The organism is Kitasatospora sp. NPDC058478 (assembly GCF_042720345.1).
In the GTDB taxonomy this organism is placed as follows: Bacteria; Actinomycetota; Actinomycetes; order Streptomycetales; family Streptomycetaceae; genus Kitasatospora.
In genome coordinates this window covers 46,555-65,497 of the sequence record NZ_JBHXML010000043.1, presented here as the reverse complement: position 1 = coordinate 65,497, position 18,943 = coordinate 46,555, and the positions used below count along the sequence as shown (strand labels likewise).

The 18,943-nt window shown below is 74.0% G+C and carries 14 protein-coding genes and 1 pseudogene; 2 read left to right on the top strand and 13 right to left on the bottom strand.

Translation table 11 applies throughout. The features are described 5' to 3' along the window. Positions 1–44 precede the first annotated feature (44 nt). The 6 genes from ACFWPT_RS23900 to lxmK form a co-directional block, all read right to left on the bottom strand. On the bottom strand, positions 45–1,259 hold the full coding sequence (locus ACFWPT_RS23900; protein WP_380484100.1) for an alpha/beta hydrolase family protein: 1,215 nt from the start codon (positions 1,257–1,259) through the stop codon (positions 45–47). A gap of 212 nt (positions 1,260–1,471) precedes the next feature. Continuing rightward, the gene (locus ACFWPT_RS23895) at positions 1,472–2,866 is read right to left on the bottom strand and encodes an alpha/beta fold hydrolase (RefSeq protein WP_380484098.1); all 1,395 of its coding nucleotides are present in this window, start codon (positions 2,864–2,866) and stop codon (positions 1,472–1,474) included. Positions 2,867–3,070: 204 nt separating this feature from the next. Further along, the gene (locus ACFWPT_RS23890; RefSeq protein WP_380484096.1) at positions 3,071–3,766 is read right to left on the bottom strand and encodes an alpha/beta hydrolase; all 696 of its coding nucleotides are present in this window, start codon (positions 3,764–3,766) and stop codon (positions 3,071–3,073) included. Positions 3,767–4,099: 333 nt separating this feature from the next. Next, positions 4,100–5,095 carry an LLM class flavin-dependent oxidoreductase gene (locus ACFWPT_RS23885; RefSeq protein ID WP_380484094.1) on the bottom strand — a complete coding sequence of 332 codons (996 nt, stop codon included), beginning with the start codon at positions 5,093–5,095 and terminating at the stop codon, positions 4,100–4,102. 5 nt (positions 5,096–5,100) lie between these two features. Then, positions 5,101–6,120, bottom strand: a complete 1,020-nt coding sequence (locus ACFWPT_RS23880) for a T3SS effector HopA1 family protein (protein ID WP_380484092.1) — start codon at positions 6,118–6,120, stop codon at positions 5,101–5,103. Continuing rightward, positions 6,117–7,292 (bottom strand): class V lanthionine synthetase subunit LxmK, encoded by a 1,176-nt coding sequence (gene lxmK / locus ACFWPT_RS23875; RefSeq protein ID WP_380484090.1) that lies wholly within the window; start codon positions 7,290–7,292, stop codon positions 6,117–6,119. The genes ACFWPT_RS23880 and lxmK overlap by 4 nt, the downstream gene beginning before the upstream one ends. A 224-nt stretch (positions 7,293–7,516) precedes the next feature. Here lxmK and ACFWPT_RS23870 point away from each other — a divergent pair, with 224 nt between their 5' ends. Together ACFWPT_RS23870 and ACFWPT_RS23865 are read left to right on the top strand one after the other, a co-directional pair. Then, a complete protein-coding gene (locus ACFWPT_RS23870; protein WP_350876063.1) occupies positions 7,517–7,693 on the top strand; it encodes a hypothetical protein in 177 nt (58 codons plus the stop codon). Positions 7,694–7,738: 45 nt separating this feature from the next. Beyond that, positions 7,739–7,906 carry a hypothetical protein gene (locus ACFWPT_RS23865; protein ID WP_380484089.1) on the top strand — a complete coding sequence of 56 codons (168 nt, stop codon included), beginning with the start codon at positions 7,739–7,741 and terminating at the stop codon, positions 7,904–7,906. Here ACFWPT_RS23865 and ACFWPT_RS23860 read toward each other — a convergent pair. The 7 genes and pseudogenes from ACFWPT_RS23860 to ACFWPT_RS23830 form a co-directional block, all read right to left on the bottom strand. Then, a complete protein-coding gene (locus ACFWPT_RS23860; protein ID WP_380484088.1) occupies positions 7,896–10,259 on the bottom strand; it encodes a LuxR C-terminal-related transcriptional regulator in 2,364 nt (787 codons plus the stop codon). The genes ACFWPT_RS23865 and ACFWPT_RS23860 overlap by 11 nt on opposite strands. Before the next feature lie 256 nt (positions 10,260–10,515). Next, positions 10,516–12,198, bottom strand: a complete 1,683-nt coding sequence (locus ACFWPT_RS23855) for a multicopper oxidase family protein (RefSeq protein ID WP_380484086.1) — start codon at positions 12,196–12,198, stop codon at positions 10,516–10,518. Between the two features lie 330 nt (positions 12,199–12,528). Further along, positions 12,529–13,593, bottom strand: a pseudogene (locus ACFWPT_RS23850) (type III polyketide synthase); the annotation flags it as partial. 334 nt (positions 13,594–13,927) lie between these two features. Then, on the bottom strand, positions 13,928–15,133 hold the full coding sequence (locus tag ACFWPT_RS23845; RefSeq protein WP_350876052.1) for a cytochrome P450: 1,206 nt from the start codon (positions 15,131–15,133) through the stop codon (positions 13,928–13,930). Between the two features lie 200 nt (positions 15,134–15,333). Further along, positions 15,334–17,109 (bottom strand): glycoside hydrolase family 3 protein, encoded by a 1,776-nt coding sequence (locus ACFWPT_RS23840; protein ID WP_380376298.1) that lies wholly within the window; start codon positions 17,107–17,109, stop codon positions 15,334–15,336. Continuing rightward, positions 17,103–17,930, bottom strand: coding sequence for a tyrosine-protein phosphatase (locus tag ACFWPT_RS23835; protein ID WP_380376295.1), 828 nt, complete (start codon positions 17,928–17,930; stop codon positions 17,103–17,105). The genes ACFWPT_RS23840 and ACFWPT_RS23835 overlap by 7 nt, the downstream gene beginning before the upstream one ends. A gap of 167 nt (positions 17,931–18,097) precedes the next feature. Beyond that, positions 18,098–18,700 carry a TetR family transcriptional regulator gene (locus tag ACFWPT_RS23830; RefSeq protein WP_063352100.1) on the bottom strand — a complete coding sequence of 201 codons (603 nt, stop codon included), beginning with the start codon at positions 18,698–18,700 and terminating at the stop codon, positions 18,098–18,100. Positions 18,701–18,943: the final 243 nt, after the last annotated feature.

Genomic DNA, 18,943 nt, shown 5'->3' with positions numbered 1-18,943 from the left:
CGGGATCAGACGGCGGGATCAGACGGTGGGATCAGACGGTGGGATCAGGGGTGCTGGAAGGCGACCTCCGGGTCGGCCGGTGACGGGCCGTCGAGCAGCGGCTGCGGGATGCCGCGCAGGTGCAGGTCGAAGAAGGCCCCGACGTAGGCGCGGGTGATCTCCTCCGCGCGCTGCGCCGGGATCGGCACGGCGGGGCCGGTCACGCCCAACTGTGCGGCGAGGACGGGCAGGTCGGTGAAGCTGGAGTGGTCGGAGCCGGCGATGGTCAGCCACCGCTTCCAGCCGTCCAGGCGCGCCCAGTCGCGGTCCCAGCTGGTGTCCGCGCCGCCCGGGCTGTGGTTGGCCAGGGTGCCGAACATGAGGAAGGGGCGGCCCTGGAGGCCGGTGGCGGGGACCGGCGCGAGGAAGGTTCCGTCCATGTTCACCCCGGCTCGTACCCGGTCGTCAACAGCCATGGTCGCGGCGGCGGCGTCACCGCCGATGGAGTGCCCGGCCATGCCGATCCGCCGCGGGTCGATCATGCCGGCGTATCGCCACGGTGAATGACGGTCGGTCAACTGATCGACGACGAAGGAGAGATCCGTGGCCCGGCTCCGGGCTATCGCCTCCAGAGCCTCGAGGGTGGGGGTCTGGTCGCAGACGGCGCAGGTGCGGGTCCGTCCGTCGGGGAAGGTCACACCGGTGGACTCGTAGGTGTGGTCGACCAGCGCGACGACGTACCCGCGACTGGCCAGGTCCTCGGCGAGGCCGGTGAGGGTGGCGCGCGGCAGCCCGAGGCCGGGCGAGAGCACCAGCAGGGGGAACCTGCCGCGCTCCGGCCGTGCGTCGGCGTGCGCGAAGGTGCGGGTGCCGCCGAGCGCTTCGGCCGGGACGGCGCCGCCCTGAGCCGCCTGCTGAAGCAGCAGCCGGGCCTCCTCGGTGGTCATGTAGGGGGCCGGTCCGCCGGTCCCGGGCCGGGCCGGGTAGTACGTCGACACCATCAGTTCCCGGGCACCCGCGGCCGGCACCCAGGGATCCCGGCGGTGCTGGTCGACGAGGTGCAGGGTGCCGCGTCCGATCGCGTGCGGACCCGTCGGGCGGGGCAGCTCCAGCTGGACGCCGGACCTGTCCGAGGCTGCGGAGGGGGCCGCGGACGGGGCCATGGAGGGGGCTGTGGCGGAGGGCCCGGGCGCGGCGAACGCCGTACCCGCTCCGATGATCGGCAGCGGCAGGACGAGCGTGAGCACGGCGGCCAGGGCAGCACGACGGATTCTGGTCATGCCGGCGACGCTAGTTCGCGGGCGCAGTAGTTGACATCCCCTCAGGGGAGGACGGGGAAGGGGACAAGGCATCCCAGCGGAGGAGGAGCGGGCATCCCAGCGGATGAGGGCGGACGGGCCGGCGCAACAGGCGGGCCGGCGCAACAGGCCGGACGGGCCGCGGCGGCGGGCCGTTCCGTCCCCCGTGCGGAACGGCCCGCCGACGGCTCCCGCTACTTCAGCAGGAAGTCGTACACCGCCTGCCGTCCGGCCGGGTTCGCCGCCCGGTTCTGCACCGAGTGCGCCGCCCCGGGCACGATCGCGATCTGCGGGTCGCGTGCCAACTCGGCCTGCTGGTACAGCACTTCGTACGGCGTGGACAGGTCACGGTCGCCGCCGAGCAGCAGCACCGGCACGTCCGGCAGCTTGCGGTGGTCCGACGGCGCCGGCGGCACCTGCTCGCGCGGCCAGTCGAGGCAGACCAGGAGGCTGCCGAGCCCGGTCGCGGTCGCCGGGTCGTACGGCCAGGTCTGCTCGGCGGTCAGCCGCTGCCGGGTGCGCTCCAGCGCCGCCGCACGGCCCGCGACCGGGGTATCGGTGGTGCCCCACGGGAAGCGCGAGTCGGCGCACAGGGCGGCGGAGTGCAGCCCCTGGCTGAGCTCCTCGGCCGAGGCCGCGTCGACCTGCCGGCGGACCAGGTCGAAGAAGTCCTGGAGCTTCGCGGGCTGCCCGGCGGCGGCCTCGTGCAGGATCTCCGGGACCCCGCCGTAGTTCGGGTCGATGAACTCGTAGCCGGTGAGCGCACTCAGGATCTGCGCCCCGTTGCCGTACCGCCGAACCGTGGCGGCGAGGTCGGCGGCCGGGTCGGTGGTGCAGCCGGTGGCCTGGCAGGCGGCCCGCAGGACCCGGGCGCTCGCGGGCAGCGCGGCCAGGTCGAGGGGGTCGAAACCCTGTTGCGGCACCACCGAGTCGAGCACCAACCGGGCCACGTGCGCCGGGTGGGCGAGCGCGTACCGCTCGGCGACGAAGCTGCCGTACGAGACGCCGTCCAGGGTGAGGCGCCGGTCGCCGAGGGCGCGGCGCAGCAGGTCGATGTCGGCGACGGTGTCCGCCGTGCTGTAGTGGCGGGCGTTGGGGCCGAGGGCGGCCGCGCAGTCGGCGATCGACTGCTTGCGCGGCAGGGCGAGGTCGGAGGAGCCCATGTCCTCCTGGAGGCCCGGGCACTGGAGCGCGCCCCGGCCGGTGCCGCGCTGGTCGTACATCACCAGGCGGTAGTCCTTGAGGACGGGCTCCAGCTTGCCCGCCATCCGCTTGATCGCCGGGACGCCGGGCTGGCCGGGGCCGCCGGTGAGGAACAGCAGGTCGCCCTTGGGCGCCGTGGTGTTGCCGGTGACGGCCACCTCAAGGTCGAGGGTGCCGGGGGTGGCGCCGCTGTGGTCGAACGGGACGGTGAGGGTCCCGCAGCTGAACTCGGGTGCGTCCGGGCAGGGCGCCTGGCCGGTGATCCCGCCGACGCGGACCGGTCCGGCCGTGGCGGCGAAGCCGACTGCGGGGGTGGCCAGGGTGGTGCCGGCGACCACCGCGACGGCGCCCAGCAGGGCGGCGACGCGGCCGCGCGTGCTCGTCATGTTCGTCCTTCCGCTCGCGCCGCGTCCGTGCTGACGCGGTCACGGAACCAGCCTGCGCCCCGGGGCTCTTCGACGGGGAGCGTTCGGACGGGATTCGACCTGAACGGACCGCCAGGACCCGAATGGCCCTGAAAGGCGGCCGGAACCCCCGGTGATGACACTCCCTGAAGGCGATCGGCCGCGATTCCGTGAATGTCACGGCCGTCACAGGCTCAGCAGCAGGTCCCGGACCGCTGCGGGCTGGGACAGGAACGGGTGGTGGCCGGCGTCGAGCTCGACGACGCCGCCGGCCCGGCGGGCGAACTCGCGCTGCAGTCGCGGCGGGGTGCCCCGGTCCTGAGCACAGACGAGGTACGTCGACGGCGACTGCTGCCATGCGGCCGCCCCGACCGGCTGGCCGGTCACCCGCACGCTCTGCCGGGTGAGGTGGTCCGCCGCCTGCGCCTGGATCTCGGGGTCGCAGTCCTGGAGGAACGTGTCCACGAGCAGTTCGGGGCGGACCCCGAACGTGCCGGCGTCGGGGTCGACGTCGAGGAACGGGGCGGGGCCGCCGTCCCCGAAGTCCGACAGGCTCTGCCCGACCTCGGGCAGGTAGCTGGAGACCAGTAGCAGGTGGCGCACCGACCCGATTCCCGCGGCGGCTTCCGCGGTGACGATACCGCCGTAGCTGTGTGCGACCACGATGGTCGGCTCGTCACCGGCCTGCAGCACCTGGCGCACCGCGGCAACGTCCTCGGGCAGGCCCGGACCGCCGACGCCGCCGGGCAGGCCCGCCTCGCCGCAGCTCGGTAGCGCCGGGGCCACGCTCAGCACCCCGTGCTCCTGCAGCAGCCCGGCGGTGCGGTGCCACCACCACGACCCGTCCCGCACACACGCCCCGTGCACGAACACCACCCTCATCGTTGCCTCCGCGTCTGCCTGGGCTGCGTGGGCTGCCTGGGCTGTCCGGGCTGCCTTTCGATCAACGGTAGACGCGTCCGCACCATCACCTGAGCCGACTTCCACTTCGGTGATCCCGAACACGACGCGGACCTCACCCGCAACACGCCCTCACGGCCATCGCCATGGACATCGAACGCCTCAGCGGCCGGTCGGTCACCGAGGAAGCCCCTTCGCCGAGATCACCGACCGCCTTCCAGACCGCTCTGGATCAGACCGACTTCTCCCGGCCGAAGTCCTGGAAAACCACTGGCACTTGGGCCCGATCGTCCCGGATCGCCAGCTGCGTCGAGTTCAGCCGGCCCGTGGTGCCAGGTGGGTGAGGAGTTCGGTGAGGTCCGTCAGCGCGGCGTCCCACCCGTGGGCCAGCACCACGCCGGCGGGGTTCAGGACCACCTCGTCGACTCCGGCCGTCCCGTAGGCGGCGAGCTCGGTCGCCAGTTGGCCGGGCGAGCCGTAGAGGAAGACTCCGGACTCGACGAGTTCGCGGGCGCCGGCCACCGGGTCGCGGGTGTCCAGGTGCAGGCCCGCGCGGCGGAGCATGTCGGCGTAGTGCGGCGCGCCGAGGTGCCGGCCGGCGCCGTGCTGGGCCAGCACCATCGGGTGGCGGCCCGGCCGGGCGACGGCGGCGTGCACCACGGTCACCACTCGCGGCGGGGCCGCCACCCGGCCTGGCGTCGCTGCGCCTTCGGCCAGGGCTGGGACGAGGACCTCGGCCACGTAGCGGGGCGGGGTCATCCAGGTGATCGCGACGTCCGCGACCCGCCCGGCCGCGCGGGCCATGGCGGGTCGCAGGACGCCCGCGCCCAGCTCGACCGCCGGCGGGTGCTCCCCGTGCGGGAGCCGAAGCCCTGGCGCGGCGGAACCGGGGCCCGGTGCGGGCGGCCCGGCCGACCGGCCGTCCAACAGCGTGCGGACGGCGCCGACGTAGTCCGCCACGGCCTCGGCCGGCCGGGCGTAGGGGGCGCCCAACAGGCCGCCGACGAGCGAGGGTTCGCCCGCGCCGTAGCCGATCACCGGCCGGTGTCCGGTGAGCACGGCCAAGGACTGGGCCTGGGCGGCCGCCTCGAAGGGGTGCCGCAGGGCAGTCAGCGTGACCGAGAGTCCGACCGGGATCCGCTGCCCCGTCCCGGCCAGCCAGGCCAGTGCCTGGTGGCTCTCCACCGCCAGGGACTGCCCGAGCCAGAGCCGGTCGGCCGCGCCGGCGCTCACCAGCGAGGCGAGCGCCGTCAGCGCGGTGAGGTCGGCCCGGTCGCGGAGGGCGTGCGGGAAGAGGACGGAGATCCGCATGCCGCTCAGCCGTTCCGCGAAGGGTCGGTGGGGTCGGTGGCCGCGTCGCGCAGCGATCGGGCGACGGAGGCGGCGAGCGCCGGTCCGCCTGATCCGGCCGGGCCGTCCGGGGCGGCCGCGTGTCGCAGTACTCCTTCGGCCACCGCCGCCGCCCGGTGCTGGCCGAAGCTCCGGCCGCGCCACCCGGCCCTGGTGTCGCCGGGCTCGTCGGCGGTGGCGATGCCCGGCCCCAACGGGTGGGCGAAGACCGAGGTCTGCGCGCCGAGGCCGGGCAGGTCGCGCAGCGCCGCCGCCAAGGCCGTCAACTCGCCGGCGTGGGAGCGGGGGAGGTAGAGCACGACCGCGTCGCGACGCGGGTACGACCAGGGCCGGGACAGCACCTTGGCCCGGCACCGCAGCGAGCGGGCGGCCGACTCCCGGAGCAGCGCCGCCCAGAGCGCGGGCGCGGCGGTGGGGTCCTCGACGTGCAGGTAGAGCCGCCGCACCAACTCGCCCTCGTGCGGCCCGCCGTGCGGCCCGTCCACCAGCAGGAAGCCGGGCGACAGGGCGGGGCGGACGGCGGGCAGCTCGACGGTCACGGAGGTGTCCGCCGGTCGCGGGCCGTCGCTCCGGACGGCGGCGGCCGGGACGCGGACCGTCACGCCGCCCAGCTCGACCGTGAACTCCGTGGCGGCGCCCCCGGTTCCGGTTCCGGTCCCGGGCTCAGCCCCGGCCTCGGCCTCGGTCGGGACGGCGGCGCGCAGGCGGGCGGGGGCGAGCGTGTCCGCGTGCGGTGTCGCCGAGATCAGCTGCCGCTCGAACTCCACGTCACGGCGGGGCAGTCGAGTGGCGGTGCGGGACCGGTCGAGGCGCGACCGGTCGAGGCCGGCGTGCCACTGCTCGTAGAGCGCCGTGCCCAGGGCGAACCGCAGGCCGCGCGGCGAGTCGGCGCTGATGCGGTGGCCGTCGACCGTGACGGCCTGCGGGTACTCGGTGAGGTCGATGCCGGTGAGCGCGGCCGCGAGCTGTTCGGACACGTGTGTCATGACGCCACCAGCCCGATCGCCTCGATGAACCGGTCCGGGGCGAGCAGTGCCCCGCGTCCCACACCGGCGATGCCGCGCTGAACCGCGCTCAGGGTGGGCCGGACGCTCGCGGTGGCCATGGTGCGGTCGAAGAGGTGCCAGCCGGCGTACCCGACCACCCGCTCGGCGAGTTCGGGATCGAGCCGGTCGGCGTGCTGCCGGTAGCCCTGCCAGAAGGCGCCGATCACCGGGAGGACGGCGGCCAGTTCGCGTTCTCCGCTGCGCATGAGGGTGCCGTGGGCGTCGGCGGGTCGGCCGCCGTCGGCCTCAGCGTCAATGGGGTCGACCTCCACGTCGACCTCGTCGGTGTCGACGCCGGTGAACATCCGACTCGCCGCCCGGTACAGCCACTGCCCGACGAAGCCGCCGAGGTCGATCGCCGGGTCGGCGAGCTGGAACTCCTCCCAGTCGGTCAGCTGGAGCGTGCCGTCACAGAGCAGGAACTGGTCCAGCCGCAGGTCGCCGTGGACCGGACGGTGGTCGGCGGCGGCCGAGCGGGCGTCCAACGCGCGCAGGGCGCCGTGCAGTCGGCGGTCCTGCTGGAGCAGGCCCCAGAGGGCCAGTTCGGCGCCGCTGCTCGCGGTGTACTCGGCCACGGTCAGCGCGGCCAGCCGGTGGCCGGTGCGCGCGCCGGGGCGGGGCTTGGGCCGGACGTCGGCCGTCGGGAAGCCGTGCAGCTCGGCGAGCGCCCGGCCGGCCCGCCGGGCGAGTGCGGTGTCGAAGCCGTCCTCGTCGGCGAGGGTGTTCCCGGTGACGGCGTCCGCCAGCAGGTCGAAGACCAGCACCAACCGCTTCCGGTCGCCGCCGAGCAGCGCCGGCGACTCCCAGGAGAGTGCGCCGGCCCCGGTCCGGGCCGACTCGAAGGCGCAGGAGCGGTCGTAGCGGTCGGTTCCGTCGGGGGCCTGGCGGTCGAGCCGTTTGATGAAGACGCCGGTGCCGTCCGTGGTGCGTCCCGCCCACGAGTCGTTGCGGCCGAGATGGCTCACCAGGCTGTCCGGTTCCAGCGGGGCGAAGCCCAACGCGGCCAGTGCCACCGGCACTTCGGGCGCGTACTCGAAGAGGCCCGGGGTGCGGCCGGGGCCGGCCCGGTCGGCTGCCGGCGTTGCCGGTGGGGTCGAGACTGTCGCTGCCATGGCGGCCACGCTAGGGATCCCGGCCGGCGGTCACCACGGGCAGGCTCCTGTCATGCCCGAGTGGGCAAGGGGCAGGATGCCCCCACTTTCCTGCTACTGGGCACTGGCATCGAACGCCTGATCTGCTGGGGGCGGTCGAGGAACCCGCACCTCGCCGAAATCCGAAACCGAAACCGAATCCGGGCCCGATCCGAGCTCGAATCCGACGAGTCGAGAGGATGACCATGAGCTCTGCTGACCTGATGGGCGGCTACGCCGCCTACACCACCCCGAACGCGGCGATCGAGGAGCTCGCCAGCACCGGCATCACGGCCGAGTTGGAGTTCACCCCGGTCCTCACGGTCACCCCGTGGACCGAGGCGATCTCCCTGGTGGTGGTCTCCATCGCCACCCAGCTGTGATCCGCTCACAGACCTGATTTCGCTTCCATCTCAAGGGAGTTCGACATGAGTACTGCTGATCTGATGGGCGGCTGCGCCGCCTACACCACGCCGAACGCCGCGATCGCGGAGCTCGCCAGCACCGGAGTCGCCGGCGTCCCGGCGGAGCTGGAGGTCACCCCGAGCGTCTCGCTCGTCGTCCTCTCGCTCGTCACGATCACCATCATCGGCTGACGGACTCGTCGAGCGTCACGTCGTCCGGGCCCCGCCGCGCGCTGCGGGCGGGGCCCGCCCGGCGGCCGGAGCGGTGCACCCAGCCGGCGACGCCGACCCGCGAGGAGCACTGCAACCGCCGCATCGTCTCGCGGAGGTGGTTGACCACCGTCCACTCCGAGATGCCCAGGCGGCGCGCGATCTGATGATTGCTCAGTCCGTCGGCCACCAGGAGCGAGACCTCCAGTTGGCGGCTGGTCAACTGCTGCCTCGGCGGTGCCTCGACGGAGTCCGACTCGGCGAGGGGGAGGACGGGGGAGAGGGAGCAGAGCAGGTCCAGGAGCGCGGTGGCCGCGCCGGCTGCCAGCGCGTGGGCGAACTCGTCCTCGGCGAGCCGGCGGCGGATGCCGGGCAGCAGCCGAGCGGTGGCCAGGTCGGGATCCGCGGGGTCGCCGGGAATGCCGGCTCGCCCCGGATGGAAGCTGCCCAGCAGCCGGGCGGCGTCGGTCGCCCGCGCCGGTGCGGGGCGCAGGGGACTCGCGACCAGGCCGACCAGCGCGCCGAGCGTGGCGACCGCGCCGAGTGGGCGCAGCTGGGCCAGCCCCTCGACGTAGTGGGCGCGGGACGCGGACGGATCGCCTCCGGCGGCGGCGAGCAGGCCCAGGTGCAGCAGGGCCGTTCCGGCCAGCAGCACGTCCCCCCGGCGTCGGGCCGCGGTCAGCACCCGGCCCGCCAGTGCGCCGCCGGGCCCGGTCCGGCCGAGCCGAAGCTCGGCCAGGGCGGCCTCCAACTCGACGCGCAGGGACGCCGGTTCGTCGTCGGCCGCACGGAGGAGCGCTGCTGCCCCGGTGAGTGCGGCGAGGGCTCGGTCGGGGTCCCGGTCGCATCCGGTCAGGCCCCGCAGCCGCAGGAGTCGGGCCGCCGTGGAGGGTTCGTCGGGCGCGGTCCGGGATCGGTCGGGCACGGATGAGGCCGCCTCGGCTTCGTCCAGCAGGGCGCTCGCCAACTCGTGGTCGCCGTCGATCAGTCGGGCCTCGGCGCGGATCAGCGCGAGCCGGACCCGCGCTCGCCCACCGGTGATTCCGGCAGGGCCGGTTGGGCTGGTGGCGCCGATCGGCACGGCGGGGCGGTCGGCCCAGTCCGGGCCGAGGCCGACGACTCGGGCGTGGGCGAGCAACTGCTCCATCAGGTCGAGGGCCTCGGCGGTGAACCCGTGCCGGGTCAGTGTGTCGACCGCCAGCCGGAGGTTGGCCTCCTCGGCGCGCAGGGCGAGCAGGGCTGTCGGCTGATCGCCGGCGGCCAGCCGCCGGGCGGCCCCGGCGGCGAGCCGGGCGTAGTAGCGCGCATGACGGAGCGTGAGGACGACGAGCGGGCCGCCGGCGGGCCGGACCTCGGGCAGGTCGCCGAACGGCACGTACAGTCGCGTCTCGGCCGCACCGTCCAATCGGCCGGACGGCCGGTCCTCCAGCGTCAGCGACTGCCGGTCGAGCAGGGCTTCCAGCGCCGCCGGGAAGGCACTCGGCGCGATCCCGGCCACCGCCCGGAGCGCCTCGGGCCCGAACCCGCCGGCGAACAGGGGTGTGCAGGACATCAGCCGCGCCGCGTCGGCGCCGAGCGGGCCGTACCGTCCTGATGGTCGTCCCGCCTCTCGTCCTACCCCTCGTCCCGGCGACCGGTCCGCCGACGGGACGGGCAGCGGGACGGGCGACGGGACGGGCGGCTCGACATAGGCGGCCACCAGGCCGCCCGCCTCCGCCCCGCCGAGTGCGGCCAGCACGGTGCCGATGCCCTCCAGCGCCGCCACCCGGGCCGCGAGCACCAACGCACCTGGCAGGCCCCGGAGTTCCACGCAGATCCGGCCCACGGTCTGCTGGTTCCGGGAGGTCACCGTGAAGCCCGGACTCCAGGCCCGCCGGGCGGCCGTGAAGACCTGCACCGCAGGGGTGCGGCAGAAGGCGTCCAGATCGGTCGGTGACCAGTCCACCGGAACGGCCAGGGGGTCCACCCGGTACGCCACGCCGCCGCCGGCGGGTGACAGCCGACCAGTGGCGAGCACCTTCGCCCCGCGCGGGGCACACCGGGCCAGCAGCGCTAGGTAGTCGCCCGGCTCGACCTGATCGGCCGTCAGCAGCTCGGCTGGCCCCGGAGTTCCGGCCGTCCCGCCCGCCGCCCGGTACTGCTCGGCGACCGCGAACGCCAGCCGGGTCTTGCCGCTGCCCGGAAGGCCGTGCAGCAGCACGCCGGGTACGGCGGGGTCGGCGAGCAGCCGCAGCAGCTCGGCGGTCTCACGTGCTCGCCCGAACAGTTCACCCGTGAAGGCCCGGTGGTCCGCGGGTTCCTGCCGGGGGACGCCAGGCTCGAACAAGATGGTCATGGACGGCTCCAGAGCTGGCTCCGCCCGCCTACACGGCGCAGGCGCGCCAGCGGGATCGTCCGTACTGATCCTGGACGGCGGCGCCGACCGGCGGTATCCCAGACTTCTGGGACGCCGCCGGTTCAGCATCTCCGGTTCAGCACCGCCGGTTCAGCACCGCCGGTTCAGCATCGCCGGTTCAGCATCTCCGGTTCAGCATCGGCGCGCGGCCAGGCTCAACTCCTCGTCCGGGCCGGCCTGCCGTTCGGTTCCGGGTTCACCGCAGTCCCCGGTGCCGGCGGTGGTGGCCCGCATGGTGGTGGTGGTGCCGGTTGCGCCGTCGCCACCGCCGTCGACCGGCTCCTGCCGCCGAGGCTCCGGCCGCCGACGATCCGGTGGACCGGGACGAGTCGGCGAAGGCGTCCTCCGACTCCCGCCCGGAGTCCTTCGATCCTGCGGGCAGCACGTCGATCCGGCCCATCTGGCCGTGCGAGGAGTGCACCATGTGGTGGCAGTGGTAGACGTACTCGCCCGGATATTCGCCCCAGGTCATGGCGATCCGGACGCTCTCCCCCGGGTGGACCGTGATGGTGTCCTTCAGCCCGGCCTCGGCCGGGCCGACCGGCACCCCGTCACGGTCCAGCACGCGGAACTGCACCAGGTGGGTGTGGAAGGAGTGGGGGGCGTGGAAGACCCCGGCCGGCGGGCGGGTGAGGTGGTTGCGGATCGTCCAGATCTCGCTGCTGCCGACGGTGGTCCGCACGTCGGTCCGCTTCGGGTCGTACTTGCGCCCGTTGATCCTGGCGTCCGGGAAGGTCGTCAGCGCGAACTCCCGGTGCACCGTCGCCTTCGGGATCGGCGGCAGGGTGGCCAGGACGTCCGGAATCCGGCTCCGGTCCTCGGCCGTCCGGGTGATGTCGAAGCGCAGCACCTCGGTCCGCTCGCTCTCCAGCGCGGCCGTGTTCTCCAGCACCACCGATCCGCCGACCGGGTAGCGGGCGAAGTCGACCACGATCTCGGCGCGCTCCGCGCCGGTCAGGGTCAGCTCGTGCAGCGTCACCGGCGCGGCGAGCAGTCCGCCGTCCGAGGCGATCTGGGTGAACGGCTGGCCGTCGGCGAGGCGCAGCGACACATGGCGGTTGGGCGAGACGTTGAAGACCCGCAGCCGGTACTTGCGCGCGGCCACCTGGAAATAGGGCCGCTCCTTGCCGTTGACCAGCATGTGCGGGCACGCGTACGGGTCGGTGTAGACCAGCCTGCCGTCGGTCTCGATCCGGGCATCCCGGATCAGCAGCGGGATGTCGAACTCGCCGTTCGGCAGCGGCAGGCCGCTCTCGTGCGGGTCGCTGAGCAGGTAGGCGCCGGCCAGGCCGCGGTAGACGTTCTCGGCCTCCAGCTCGTGCGCGTGGTCGTGGTACCAGAGCGAGGCGGCCACCTGCTCGTTGGGGTAGCGGTACTCGCGGGTCTCGCCGGGCTGGACGAGGTCCATCGGCAGGCCGTCGTAGCGCGAGTGCACCTGGCCGCCGTGCAGGTGGACGGAGGTGTGCACGCGCAGGTCGTTGGTCTGCTGGACCACCACCTCCCGCCCTCTGACCGCCCGGATGGTCGGACCGGGGAAGCAGCCGCCGAAGGTCCGGACGGTGGTCAGCAGCCCCTTGACGATCTCCGCCTGGGTATCGGCCATCCGCAGCCGGTACAGGTCCGAGGAGTCCGTCCGCGACACCGGGTTCAGCACGGGGGGCACCGGCATGGCGTGCTCGAAGGGGGTGATCCGGGCGGCCGACCGCTTGGCCTCCGACCTGGGCGGCGCGGCGTGCGCGGCCGGAGCGGCTTGCGTGGCCGGCGCGGCCGACAACGCCAGGGACGAGACCCGGGCCCCGCCCGGTGCGCGGTCCCAGGGGAAGAGGACCGCCGGGCCGCCTATCGCGGCGGCTTTCAAGAGGTCTCGTCGGTTCAGCATTCCCGGTCTTTCCGTCCAGGGCCGGGCGGTCGGTACGCCGCCGGGCCAGTGGTCGCCGGTCGTGGCTTCCGGCGGCCCTGCTCGGTGGCCGCCGCGCGCACGCCGGCGCGGGCCGGGCGTGTCGGACCGTAGCGCCGACGCGACGTTCCGTCACTGCCCGTTGGCTCAGTATCGGCGAGCTTCGCGCGCTCCGCAGCGCGACCGCACCTGCCCGGGCCCTGACCCAGCGCCCGGCCCCCTGCCCCCTGCCCCCGGCCCCCGGCCCCCGGCCCCCGGCCCTCTGAACGACGGACGCGGGGCCGGGCACCTGGTGCCCGGCCCGGCCGCCGATCAGGATTCCGACGACGCCCAGGTGCCCAGGGACATCTCGGCGGTGATCCCCGGGCCGAACCCGGCCAGCAGCCCTTGGTGCCCGTCGAGGGCCGACTTCTCGTCGAACATCCGGGCCAGGGCGTCGAGTACGACCGCACTGGCGATGTTGCCGTACTGGGTGAGGGTGGCCCGGCTGAAGCGGAACGCCTCGGGCGGCACCTCCAGGAAGCGGCTGAGGTCGTCCAGGATCCGTGGGCCGCCGGCGTGGACGATGTAGAAGTCCAGCGTGCCCACGTCCCACTGGTGCTGCTCCGCCACCGCGCGCAGGGCCGGGCTGAGCGGCTCCATCGTCCCCGGCACCCTCTTGTCCAGCTGGAAGTGGAATCCGGTGGGGCGGACCGCGTAGGAGATCCACTCCTCGGTGTCCGGGATGAGGTACGAGCCGTTGCGTTCCAACCGCATTCCGGTCCCGCCCTCGCCCCGGACCACGGCGGCGGCGATCCCGTCGCCGAACAGGCCGTTGGACAGCAGCGAGCCCACGCCCAGGTCCGTGGGCTGGTAGCACAGCGAACAGAACTCGCAGGCCACGATCAGCACGTTGGCGCCCGGGTAGGCCGAGCAGAAGTCGTGGGCCCGGTTCACCGCCGCACCGCCGCCCGCACACCCCAGTTGGGCGATCGGCAGCTGCCGGGTCTCCGGCCGGAAGCCCAGCCTGTTGATCAGCCACGCCGTGAGCGACGGCATCATGAAACCGGTGCACGACACATAGACGATCAAGTCGATCTGGGACGCCTCCACTTGGGCCTGTTCGAGGGCCCTGATCACCACCGCCGGGACGCGGGCCTTCGACTCCGCCGCGAAGACGGCACTGCGCTCGTCCCACCCCGGGTGCTTCAGCACCACCTCGATGGGCTGGATCAGGTGCCGCTTGCGCACTCCGGTGTTCTTGATGAGACGCAGCGCCAGTTCGAGCTGTGGATGGTCGGGGTGGAGCCTGCGCGCCAGCTCGATGGTCTCCTCGTTGGTGATGACGTGCTCGGGTACGTCTATCGCCGGTTTGCACAGAACTGCCACGGCACTTCCTCCAGACGAGCGGTGTTCCCGGTGCGACCCTGGCGGGGCGGGATTTCACCACTCGACGGCAGCCGCTGCGAGCCGGACGCGCGGAGGGCGCGGTCGGCGGGACGCACCGGGCGGGACCCAACTCAGCGGCCGACGAGCCGACCGGGCGAGCATCGGTTGATCGCGGTGCGGGCGGTCGTGCTGGCCGCAAGTTGGTTCAGGCCACCTAGCCCAATTTACGGAAGGCGGGCCCGTCCCGCATGTCGGCCCGCACACCCCGGGGTGTGCGGGCCGACGTGCGCGGTGTTTCCGGCAGCGGGTGGCTGCGGGCGGCCGCCGGAGCGTGGGGGCACCGTCACCAGGTGACCGGCAGCGCCAGCGGATAGCGCCAGATGGACGTGGTGTTCCACGCCAGCTCCGCGGCCGGCTTCGCCAGCGCGATCCTGGGGAAGCGCTCCAGCAGCGTCCCGAGGGCGACTTCGAGTTCGGTGACGGCCAGCGGCGCGCCGAGGCAGTGGTGCGCGCCCCAGCCGAAGGTCATGTGGGAGGGGCTGGTCCGCTCCAGGTCCAGCTCGTCGGGCCGGTCGAACCTGCGGCCGTCCCGGTTGGCCGTCAGGTAGGAGACGTGCACGATGTCCCCCGCCGGGATCGTCACCCCGCTCAGCTCCACGTCCTCAAGGGCCACCCGGGGGATGCCGACGCCCTTGCGGAAGGGGATGAAGCGCAGCAGCTCCTGGAGCGTGCGGGAGAGCGTCTCGGGCCGCTCGCGCAGTGCGGCGAGCACGTCGGGCCGGCTGAGGATGGTGTACGAGAGGTTGCCGAGCTCGTACGTCGTGGTGTCCTGGCCCGTGATCAGCAGGACCATGGCCATCACGGTGAGTTCCTTCTCGTCGAGGACCTCGTCGCCGTCGCGGGCCGTGGCCAGCACGCTGATCAGGTCGTCGCCGGGGTTCCTGCGCCGTTCGGCGGTCAGCTCGGCGAAGTACGCCCGCAGGTCGGCCTTGGCGCGTACCGCGTTCGGCTTGTTGGCCAGGCTCACGTCCATCATCGTCCGGGCGTTGGCGCGCAGCTGGGCGCTGTCGGCCTCGGGGATCTCCAGGACCTCGCAGATCGTGATCAGCGGGAGCGGATGGGCCAGGTGCTCCATGAGGTCGGCCGGGGGGCCCTGGTCCCGCATGCGGTCCAGCAGCCCGTTCACCACGTGCTGGGTGCGCTCCCTCATCCGCTCGATGTGGTCGGGGGTGAAGCCCTTGGACACCAGGCTGCGCAGGCGGGCGCTGGCGGGCGGGTCCATGACGTTGATCGCCTCGGCCTGGACGATCGGCTCCGGGGTCATGCGCGGGAAGTCCCGGCCGACGATGGCGTGGCGGCTGAACCGCCGGTCGGTGGTCACCGTGCGCACGTCGTCGTAGCCCGTGACGAGCCAGGCCTCCCCCTCGCCGTAGGGCAGGCGGATGCGGCTGACCGGTGCGTCGTTCATGAGCTGCCGGAGCGTCGGGTCGAACTCTAGGGTCTCGGCGAAGTCGAACGGGCAGTTCCGTGCGCTGGAGTCGGTGGACATGCGGACCTCCAGGTCTGGGCCGCGCGGGCCGGATGGGGGAGGCGGACGGAATGCACCGGTACCCGATCGGTCGGCCGCACACACCGGTGGACGGGCGAGAGCGCCGGTAATTCATCCGGTCTGATCAGCGGATCGGCTCCACCCGCGCCGGGGCCTGCCACTGGTCGGTGGCAGGCCCCGGCGGCCCCGGCCAGGGTGCCTCAGCCCTCCCCGGCGGCCCGGTGCCCGTGCCGGAAGAGCGGGGCGCGGGTGTCGAAGGGCACGTCCTCGCGGCAGGCGGCGACGGCGGCGTCCGAGCGGGGGAGGTCGAACGGGAGCGTCGCGGTCATCGGGGCCCGGCCGAGCGCGGCGTCCAGCACGACCTCGTCCGCGGCGCCGAACTCGCCGATCAGCAGCGCCGCGTGCGGGGCGAGCGGGGTGAGCACGGCGGGCCGCTCCAGCTGGGCGGCGAACACCGTGGGCACGGTGGCGGCCAGCGCGGTGAGCCGGTCGACCTCGGCCGGCTCGAACTCCAGCGAGCCGCTGTGGAAGTGCTGCTCCAGCATCCCTTCACGCCGCTCGTACGGGGTGGCGAGGCGGATCACGGCCAGCTCGGCCCGCTCCGGGTCCTCGACGAGGGTGCCGTACCCGGCGGCGACGGCGGGGTCGATGCCCTCGACGTACAGCCGGGTGGCGGTGCGCGGCTCGCCGGCCAGGTGGACCACCGAGCGGCGCTGGACCTCGCGGCCGAGCGCCCGGCCCTCCGGGGCGCCGACCAGGTCGGCGGCGGCCTCCGGGTCGACGTACGGGTCGGCGAAGAGGCCGAGGCGGAACTTGTCGCGCAGGATGCGGCGGACCGACTCGTCGAGCCGGGCCTCGGTCACCGCGCCGGAGCGGACGGCGGCCAGGATCAGCTCCGGGTCCGTCTCGCCGCCGAGCTGGTCGGCGCCCGCGTCCAGGGTGAGCACGACCTGCTCGGCGACGGACAGCTCCTCGACGCCCCAGTGCCGCGGGGGCAGTGTGACCACTCCGGGGACGTCCATGCCGGTGATGGCGTTGAAGTCGGTGCAGACCACGCCGTCGAAGCCGTAGCGACCGCGCAGCAGGCCGGTGATGACGTCCCGGTTGAAGTTGGCGCCGACCTCGTCGAGGCCGCTGCCGGAGGGGATCGCGTAGGCGGGCATGATCTGCGCGGTGCCCGCGGCGAAGGCCGCCTCGAAGGGGCGCAGGTGGGTCTCGAACTCGCCGCCGGGGTAGACCAGTCGGCGCCCGGCGGCGAAGTGCGAGTCCTCGCCGCCGGCCTGCGGGCCGCCGCCGGGGAAGTGCTTGGTCATGCAGGCGACGCTGTCCGGGCCGATCGGCCCGCCCTGGAGGCCCTCGATGTAGGCGGTGATCATCCGCGAGGCGCGCTCCGGGTCCTCCCCGAAGGTGCCGCTGATCCGGGCCCAGCGGGGCTCGGTGGCGAGGTCGGCCATCGGGTGGATGGCGACCCGGATGCCGACGGCGCACAGCTCGCGGCGGATCAGGTCGGCGTAGCGGCGCACCAGGTCGGGGTCGTCGGTGGCGGCGAGGCCGATCGGCTCGGGGCCGGTGCTGAAGCCGCCGCCGGTGTGGGCGGTGGCCGGGTTGGCGGTGAAGCCGTGCCGGGGGTCGGAGGAGAGGGTGACGGGGATGCCCAGCCGGCCGGCCGCGGCGAGGTCCTGGACGTGGTTGTTCCACTCGGCCATCGCGCGCGGGTCGGGGACGGCCATCATGGCGAAGTGGGTGAGGCCGCGCTCGGTGATCAGGCGGGCGCCGGAGGGGAACGGGCCCTGGTCGCCGGGGAGCATCCGGCCGTGCAGCATCAGCGCGGCCTTCTCCTGCAAGGTCATCCGGGTGAGGAGGTCCTCGACCCGCTCCTCGACGGGCAGCCGCGGGTCCTCGTAGGGCTCCATGGTGCCGTTGTGGTTGAGGTCGCGGAAGGGCGTGCCGTCGGTGTGCCGCAGCAGGGTCAGCATGCCGTCACCTCGGCGGTGTTCGACGCGGCGGTACGGGCGGCGGTACCGGCCTCGGTGCGGGCGGCGGTGCGGGCCTCGGCACCGGCGGCTGTACGGGCGGCGGCCTTGGCGCGGAAGGCGTCCAGGGTCTCGGCGCCGACCCCGCAGGCGGTCAGGAAGCCCTCGGCGCCGCCGTTCTCGGCGCGGACCAGGTCGAGGAAGGTGCTCATCGCCCCGGCGGGAGCCTCCAGCAGCGGGGCGGGGACGACCATCCGGCCGGCCTCGACCTCGTTGAGGGCGGCCCGGTTGCGGTCGGCGAGGCCGGCCCAGATCTGCTCGATCGCCTCGTTGGTGCGGGCGTAGTCGGCGACGATCTCCTCGGCGGGCACCCCGAGCAGCTCCAGCAGCAGCGCGGTGAGCAGCCCGGTGCGGTCCTTGCCGGCCGCGCAGTGCACCAGCACGCCGCCCGGGCGGACGGCGGCCTCGACGGCGGCGGCCAGCCCCTGCGGCGCGGACTCGGCCATCAGCAGGTAGAAGGCGCCGAGGTCCTCCGCGGTGGTCATGGCCCGCATGGCCTGCGCCAGTTCGTCGTTGGTCGGCTCGATCCGGGCGGGGACGACGGCGATGCCGGCGGCCTCGGCGGCGGCCCAGTCCTCGGGGCGGCTCTCGGGCTCGCCCCGGAGGTCGACGATGGTGGTGATGCCGTGCTCGCGCAGCTGGGCGACGACGGTCTCGTCGGCGGCGGGGAAGGGCTGGGCGGAGCGGAACAGGGTGCCGGGGCGGATCCACCGGCCGGCGGGGTCGGCGAGCGCTGCGGGGTCGCGGAAGTTGACCAGGGACATGCGGGGGCCTTTCGGGAAGTGCGAAGCAGGTGGTGAAGGTGCGCGGCGGGCCGCGCGAAGGGGGGGAGGGGGGCGGAAAGGGCGTGCGGTGCCGTCCGGACGGCCGGCGGCATCGCCCAGGGGTGTCGCGGTGACGGGGTGTAGAGGTGCAGGGCTGTCGGCTCGGGTCAGCCGGCGGTGTCGAGCACGTCCCGGTAGGCCTGGCGCCATTCGGCCACCGTGCCGGTCTCGGACGCGATCAGGACGTGGTGGCGCACCATGCCGCCGAACTGCGCGCCGAGCGCGGTCGGGCGCAGGTCGGTGGCCGGGTCGACGCCGAGCCGCTCGGCCGCGATGGTGACGGTGCGTTCGGTGAAGCCGTCGATCACGACCACGGCGTAGTTGTGCACGGAACCCTGCACCTCGATCAGGCTCCGGCGCAGCCGGCGGCGGCGCTCGGTGTGCTCGACGGGCTCTTCGAGCCGGCCGCCGGTGGCGGTCAGCGCGTGGTCGAGCGCGGCCCAGAGCGGGAGTTCGGCGGGGGCGGCGGCGAAGGCGTCGAGGATGGCCTGGCCGAAGTCCCAGCCGAACAGCAGCGCCTCCTTGGCCGGGTAGTAGCGGAAGAACGTGCGGTGGGCGATGTCGGCGCGGCGGCAGATCTGGTCCACGGTGGTGCGCTCGAAGCCCTGCTCCTCGAAGAGGTCGAGCGCCGCGGTGCGGATGCTGTCGCGGGTACGCGCCTTCTTGCGGTCGCGCATGCCCTGCTCCGCCGCGGTGTCCGTCCCCTGCATGGTTCTTCCGTTTCCTCTCGGTGAGTTGAGTGTGGATGGGGCCGCCGAGGGGGCGGCTGTCAGTACCGAATCACGTCCGACCGTGCTCGCTCAAGGCGAGTGCCGACTCTTCCGGGTCTCGTCATCTGAAATTTGCACAACTGCCTTTTGGCAGTACTGCCACTTCCGGAATGGTGTGGGGCGTCGGCGGCCGCACTCCCCCAGGCCGCCCCCGCTCCCCTCCCCCCTCCCCCGAACCGAGGA

Excerpts from the sequence above, each read along its gene's own strand:
- ACFWPT_RS23870 (WP_350876063.1), top strand. The coding sequence starts at position 7,517 with ATGAGCTCTGCTGACCTGATGGGCGGCTACGCCGCCTACACCACCCCG.
- ACFWPT_RS23865 (WP_380484089.1), top strand. The coding sequence starts at position 7,739 with ATGAGTACTGCTGATCTGATGGGCGGCTGCGCCGCCTACACCACGCCG.
- ACFWPT_RS23895 (WP_380484098.1), bottom strand. The coding sequence starts at position 2,866 with ATGACGAGCACGCGCGGCCGCGTCGCCGCCCTGCTGGGCGCCGTCGCG.
- ACFWPT_RS23835 (WP_380376295.1), bottom strand. The coding sequence starts at position 17,930 with ATGTCCCTGGTCAACTTCCGCGACCCCGCAGCGCTCGCCGACCCCGCC.
- lxmK (WP_380484090.1), bottom strand. The coding sequence starts at position 7,292 with ATGGCAGCGACAGTCTCGACCCCACCGGCAACGCCGGCAGCCGACCGG.
- ACFWPT_RS23880 (WP_380484092.1), bottom strand. The coding sequence starts at position 6,120 with ATGACACACGTGTCCGAACAGCTCGCGGCCGCGCTCACCGGCATCGAC.
- ACFWPT_RS23900 (WP_380484100.1), bottom strand. The coding sequence starts at position 1,259 with ATGACCAGAATCCGTCGTGCTGCCCTGGCCGCCGTGCTCACGCTCGTC.
- ACFWPT_RS23885 (WP_380484094.1), bottom strand. The coding sequence starts at position 5,095 with ATGCGGATCTCCGTCCTCTTCCCGCACGCCCTCCGCGACCGGGCCGAC.
- ACFWPT_RS23860 (WP_380484088.1), bottom strand. The coding sequence starts at position 10,259 with ATGACCATCTTGTTCGAGCCTGGCGTCCCCCGGCAGGAACCCGCGGAC.
- ACFWPT_RS23890 (WP_380484096.1), bottom strand. The coding sequence starts at position 3,766 with ATGAGGGTGGTGTTCGTGCACGGGGCGTGTGTGCGGGACGGGTCGTGG.
- ACFWPT_RS23845 (WP_350876052.1), bottom strand. The coding sequence starts at position 15,133 with ATGTCCACCGACTCCAGCGCACGGAACTGCCCGTTCGACTTCGCCGAG.
- ACFWPT_RS23830 (WP_063352100.1), bottom strand. The coding sequence starts at position 18,700 with ATGCAGGGGACGGACACCGCGGCGGAGCAGGGCATGCGCGACCGCAAG.
- ACFWPT_RS23840 (WP_380376298.1), bottom strand. The coding sequence starts at position 17,109 with ATGCTGACCCTGCTGCGGCACACCGACGGCACGCCCTTCCGCGACCTC.
- ACFWPT_RS23855 (WP_380484086.1), bottom strand. The coding sequence starts at position 12,198 with ATGCTGAACCGACGAGACCTCTTGAAAGCCGCCGCGATAGGCGGCCCG.